This window comes from Deinococcus sp. (genome assembly GCF_025362455.1).
Classification (GTDB): Bacteria; Deinococcota; Deinococci; order Deinococcales; family Deinococcaceae; genus Deinococcus.
The window spans coordinates 1-5,797 of record NZ_JANYGJ010000131.1 but is presented as its reverse complement, the minus strand read 5'-3'; the positions used below and the strand labels follow the sequence as shown (position 1 = coordinate 5,797).

Sequence of the window (5,797 nt, the reverse complement as noted above, 5' to 3'; positions counted from 1 at the left end):
GGGCGTGTCGTTTGAGGTCCAGAGCAGATGTCATAAAAAGACCCTTTTTATGACCGAGCGGAGCGAGTAGTTTTAACTGAGCAGGACGCAGAATGGAGGCGCGGGGAGGCTGTTTTCCCCGTGGCGTAATTCGGAGTACTGCTCCATGCTGGGCTTCCCGAAGACTGGGACCGCCACACCTGCGTGATGGGCCGGAGTGGTCCTCGGCGCCCTTTTTGAAGCTTGGCGACTATCCCGTGCTCAGCAGCTATCCCGTGCTCAGCAGCAGGGCCGCGCCCACCACCACGGCGGCGCCGAGCAGGGCCAATGCCCCCAACCGCTCACCGAAGATGAGGGCGGCCAGCAGCGAGGCGACCACCGGCTCCAGGCTGGCGATGACGCTGGCGCGGGTGGCGTTCAGCAGCCGCAGGCCCAGCCCATACGCCGTGTAGGCCGCGAAGGTACACAGCAGCGCCACCGCGCCCAGTTCGCTCCAGGCCAGCGAGGTTTTGGGCGAGAACTCGACCAGCGGCAAGAGGCCCAGCGCCCCCACCGGCAGCGCCAGGGCGTACAGCGCCTGCGGATCGTACCGGCGAAAAAATGCCCGCCCATACAGGTAATACAAACTGTAGGTCAGCCCGGCGACTATGCCCCAGCTCAGCGACGTGGCCGAGACGCGCACGCCCTGCCCGCCGCCCAGCGCGATCAGCGCCACGCCGCCCAGGGTCAGGGTGATCGCTGCTACACTGCGCGCTTTCAGGCGCTCCTTCCAGATCAGGTAGCCCGACAGCGCCACGAAGGCCGGGGCGGTGTAGAGCAGCACCGAGGCCAGGCTGGCGCCGCCGGTGCGCACCGCGAGCTGGTAGCTGCCGTAAAAGATGCTCACGCCGCTCAGCCCGAACAGCCCGGTCAGCAGCAGGTCGCGGCCACGCGGCAGCCGTGAGCGCCGCAGCCCGGCACTCAGCGCGAAGCAGGCCCCGCCCAGCAGCGCCCGCCAGAAGGCCACCTCCAGCGGAGAAAGGCCCTGTGCCTGGAGCGCCTTGCCGAAGATGCCCAGCAGGCCCCATAGGCAGGCGGCGGCCAATACCCACAGCGCCCCGGCCCGCTCCGGTTTCAACTTCGGCGGCGCCAGGCCACGATTCCGGCCAGGACCGCCACCACCAGTGCGCTGAGCGCCGCCCACAGCAGGTGCAGCGCCCGCTCGTCGCGCACGGTGCCCACGGCGCTCAGCTCGGCAGTGGCGTAGACGGCTTTCTGGTCGCCGCTCAGCAGCACGTCGAGCGGCACGGGGCTGCCCTCGCGGGCGCTGCGCAGGCCCACCGCCGTGTCGCCGCCGGGGCGCAGGTAGCCGTCCGGGCTCAGGGGCGTGTAGGCGCTGGCCGTCACCCAGTAGCTGTACTGCCCGGCCCGCAGGTCCGTGGCGATCACCAGATCGGTGCCCTCCAGCCTGACCTGGGGCGCGGCGGCGGAGCGCGGTTTGCCCTGGGGGGCGGCGCTGAAGTGCTGCGCCGAAAAGCCGTCGAGGCGGTAGTGTTCCTGCCAGCCGTCACCACTGGGGGTGCTTAGGCCCAGCCCGGTCAGCTCGCGGGCGCCGCCCACCTGGGTTTTGACGAACACGTCGAGCACCACGCCGGAAAAGCCAGCCGGGCTGTTCCAGGGGTTGCCCACGGCGCCCAGCGACACCGCCAGTTGCAGCTTGCCGCCCACGTCTTCGGCCCGCAGCAGCCGCAGATCGAGCGTCGCCGCGCTGACGCCTGGCCGGGTTGAGAGCAGATAACTGCCGTCGCCTGTGGCGTCCCCGGCGGGGTCAGGCACGCTCAGCAGCAAAGAAGCCGGAAGCACGGCGGCGGCGAGCATCGGCACAGAAAGGATTGGCGCGGAGAAGATCAGCACGGGCACGCCGGGAGTATAGAGCGCCGGTGGGTGAAGGGCCTGGGAGGCGGGACAGGGGAGGCGGGGCGCGGGAAAAGCGAATGAGGGAAATGGGCAGGAAGTTTGGGGGGGCGCTCGGTACGACCCCTCTGCTCCGCAGCTCTACGAGTCCGTCTGCTGCGCAGCCACCTCCCCTCAAAAGCTGGGTGATGCACGTATCTCTCTCATAAACTCGGCGATGCCGATGGACACAGTGTTTTTAGCTCCTCTTCCCTTGTGGGAAAGGTTGGGAGATGGGTGACGCAAACGCCCTCCCAGCGCGGTTTAAGAAAAAGGGCATCTGGCAAAAGTTGGCGCAAGGACAAAGATGAGAGACTTGCGTGCATCATCCAGCCCCTCAACAGGGAGGCGAAAGAGCGAATGCCTGTGGGGCGTAGTCTTTCGGCTCCCTTTTGCGTGGTACACCTCGAAGAGAGGAGGGCTCCCGCGCAGCGGGTGGGGGTCATACCGGCCAGCCCCAGACTGCCGAGAAACGACTATCTGTCCCCGCGCACCGCCTCCCACTCTCCCACCTCCCTCAGCGGACCTTGAACTGACGGGGGGGCGGGGGTCACAGTTCTTTTACGCGCTCACGGCGATGCTCTAGGATGCCGGGACGCCTGATGCCGCCGTTTGCCTTGAGTCCTGAATTCTTTTCGCCCGGAAGTCGCCGCAAGTTGCTGCTGCTTACGCTGCTGCTCATCGCCTGCTCGCTGCTGGGGCTGGTCGTGGCGGCCTCGCCTGCCGGGCTGCGCAATCCGGCGCTGTGGTGGCCGCTGGCGCTGGTCGCTGCCCTGACGGTGCTGGCGGCGGCGCGGCGGGTTCCGGTAGAGGTCACGGTGACGCTGGGGCTGCTGGTGTTCTTGCCGGTGGCGCTGCTCGACTTGCAACACGCCCTGCGCTCGGCGGCCCTGCCCAGCGGCCTGAGCCTGTGGACCCCGGCCCTCATCGTGGAGGTGTTTTTGTTTCTCGGCTCTCGCACCGGGCTGGTGGTGGTGGGGCTGGTGGGGGCGCTGCTGCTGCTGGCGCTGAGCGAGCACTTTCCGGCCTCGCTGGCACTCAGGGGAGCCTGGCTCAATCTGGCGCTGGCCTCGCTGCTGTTGACCGTCTTGGGCTACACCCTCAGCTCCTCGCTGGAAAGGTCGCGCCGGATGCAGGCCAGCAGCCGCAGCGCCCTGGCCCTGGCCCGCCAGGACGCCCTGACCGGCCTGATGGGCCGCGCCGCCCTGGAGGACCACCTGGAGCGCAGTCTGGCCCGCGCTTTGCGCCACACAACCCCGCTGAGCCTGCTGGTCTGCGACATCGACCACTTCAAGGCCATCAACGACCGCCACGGCCACAGCAAGGGCGACGAGGTGCTGCGCTCGGTGGCCCGGCGCCTGGCGCGGGCAGCGGGCGGCGGCGTGGTGGGCCGCTGGGGCGGCGAGGAATTCCTGGTGGTGGTGCCCCTATCTCAGCCTGACGCCCTGGCGGTGGCAGAGCGGATGCGGGCCGATATCGCAGGGCGCCCCCTCGCCGGGCTGAACGTGACCGTCAGTCTGGGCGCTGCCACCCACCGCAGCGGCGAGAATGTCACCACCCTGTTCGCCCGCGCCGATCAGCATCTGTACGAGGCCAAGCGGGCGGGGCGCAACAGGGTGAGGTAGTGGGAAGTGGGAAGTGGGAAGTGGGAACAGATGGGGGACGCTTTCGGCTTCGCGGTTCAGCCAGGTGCCGGGCCAGTGATTGCGCCCTCGGTCCCTGCCCACTTCCCACTCCCCACCAGCGGCGCAGCCGCGCCCCACTTCTCACTTCCCCCTTCCCACCCAGACGCCGCCGGGGCAAGCTGATATGCTCCGAGCAGAATGAACGCCGCCTCGCCGCTCGCCCCGATTGCCGCCGTACAGGACGGCCCCCAGCGGCTGCGCGTGACCGGCAGCGTCAACAAGGTGCGTTTCCGGGCCGAGAGCGGTTTTACGGTCATGTCGGCGACCCTCAAAAACGAAGACGGTCAGGACGACGACGCCACCGTGGTGGGGATGATGCCGCCGCTGGACGCCGGGGACAGCTTCACGGCGGACGTGTCGATGGAGGAGCACCGCGAGTACGGCTACCAGTACAAGGTGCTCAACATGATTCTGGAGGCCGTGCCCGCCGACTTAAGCGAAGAGGGCGTGGCCGCTTACTTAGAGGCCCGCGTCGGCGGCGTGGGCAAGGTGCTCGCCAAACGAATCGCCAAGTATTTCGGCCCGGCGGCCTTCGACGTGCTCTCCGACAGCCCGGAGAAGCTGCTTCAGGTGCCGGGCGTGACCCAGAGCACCCTCTTTAAAATGACCCAGAGCTGGAGCGCCCAGGGCGGCGAGCGCCGCACATTGGCCTCGCTCCAGGGCCTGGGCCTGACCATCTCGCAGGCGCAGCGGGCCATCAAACACTTCGGGGTCACGGCCACCGAACGCCTCCAGGCCGACATCTACGCCCTGACCGAGATCGAGGGCATCGGTTTTCTGAGCGCCGACAAATTGGCCCAGGAACAGGGCATGACCACTGACGACCCGCGCCGCCTGACCGCCGCAGCGGTGTACGCCATGCAGCAGGCCGCGCAGCAGGGCGGCCACAGTTTCATGCCGCGTGAACGCGCCGAGAAGGGCGTGGCCCACTACGCCCGCGTCTCGGAGGGTCAGGCGACGCTGGCCCTCGACAACGCCATCGAATTGGGGCGCTTGAAAGACGACGCGGGCCGGGTGTATCTGCCTCAAGTCCTGCGGGCTGAGAAACGGCTGGCGAGCACCATCCGTACCCTCATCAACACGCCGCCCACCGGGGACTGGTCGGTGCCCGGCACGGCCAGGGGCGCCCTCTCCGAGCAGCAGGGCAGCGTGCTCAAGCTGATGCAGTATCACCGGCTGATCGTCCTGACCGGCGGCCCCGGCACCGGCAAGAGTACCACCACGCGGGCCGTCGCCGACCTGGCCGAGTCGCTGGGCCTGGAAGTCGGCCTATGTGCGCCCACCGGCAAGGCGGCGCGGCGGCTGGGCGAGCTGACGGGCCGCAGCGCCAGCACCATTCACCGCCTGCTCGGCTACGGCCCGGAGGGCTTCCGGCACAACCACCTGGAACCGGCACCCTACGACCTCATCATCGTGGACGAGGTGAGCATGTGCGGCGACGCGCTGATGCTCAGCCTGCTCGCCGCCGTGGCCCCCGGCGCCCGCGTGCTGCTGGTGGGCGACACCGATCAGTTGCCCCCGGTGGACGCGGGATTGCCGCTGCACGCCGTCTCGCAGGTGGCCCCGACCATCCGGCTCGATCAGGTCTACCGTCAGGCGGCGCAGAACCCGATCATCCGGGCGGCGCACGACCTGCTGCACGGTCAGGCGCCGAGCTGGGGGCCAGCCGAGCTGCACCACGTCGCCACTGAGGCCGACGTGGGGGCGCGGCGGGTGGCGATGCTGGTGCGCGAGCTGGGTGGGCCGGGCAAGGTCCAGGTGCTGACCCCCATGCGTAAAGGTCCGCTGGGGGTAGAGATGCTCAACCACCACCTCCAGGGCATTTTTAACCCCGGCCAGGGCGGCGTGCGGATTGCCGACAGCGAGGCGCGGGCGGGCGACATCGTGGTGCAGACCAAGAACGACTACCAGAACGAGGTCTTCAACGGCACCCTCGGCACCGTGCTGCGCGAGGACCGGGGCAAGTTGCAGATCGATTTCGATGGCAACGTCGTGGAACTGGCGGGCGCCGAGCTGTTCAACCTCCAGCTCGGTTACGCGCTGACGGTCCACCGCGCCCAGGGCAGCGAGTGGGGCACGGTGCTGGGCGTGCTGCACGAGGCCCACATGCCGATGCTCTCGCGCAATCTGGCCTACACGGCGCTGACCCGCGCCCGCGAGCGCTTCATCGGCGTGGGCTCGCTCAGCGCCTGGACGCGGGC

Annotated in this window: 4 protein-coding genes; 2 read left to right on the top strand and 2 right to left on the bottom strand. The window is 68.8% G+C overall.

Annotated elements, in window-relative coordinates; genetic code table 11:
* Positions 1-247: 247 nt before the first annotated feature.
* Both Q0R23_RS10100 and Q0R23_RS10095 read right to left on the bottom strand, forming a co-directional pair.
* Positions 248-1,096 (bottom strand): EamA family transporter, encoded by an 849-nt coding sequence (locus Q0R23_RS10100; RefSeq protein WP_293912670.1) that lies wholly within the window; start codon positions 1,094-1,096, stop codon positions 248-250.
* On the bottom strand, positions 1,093-1,878 hold the full coding sequence (locus Q0R23_RS10095) for a glucodextranase DOMON-like domain-containing protein (protein WP_293912669.1): 786 nt from the start codon (positions 1,876-1,878) through the stop codon (positions 1,093-1,095). Before Q0R23_RS10095 ends, Q0R23_RS10100 begins: the two co-directional genes overlap by 4 nt.
* Positions 1,879-2,513: 635 nt before the next feature.
* Between Q0R23_RS10095 and Q0R23_RS10090 the strand changes: the two genes are divergently transcribed.
* Positions 2,514-3,536, top strand: a complete 1,023-nt coding sequence (locus Q0R23_RS10090; RefSeq protein WP_293912668.1) for a GGDEF domain-containing protein — start codon at positions 2,514-2,516, stop codon at positions 3,534-3,536.
* Between the two features lie 198 nt (positions 3,537-3,734).
* A partial coding sequence (locus tag Q0R23_RS10085) for an ATP-dependent RecD-like DNA helicase (RefSeq protein WP_293912666.1) occupies positions 3,735-5,797 on the top strand: 2,063 nt, incomplete at its 3' end.

What these genes read in the sequence shown, in the direction of transcription:
- Q0R23_RS10090 (WP_293912668.1), top strand. Translation starts at nt 2,514, where the DNA reads ATGCCGCCGTTTGCCTTGAGTCCTGAATTCTTTTCGCCCGGAAGTCGC.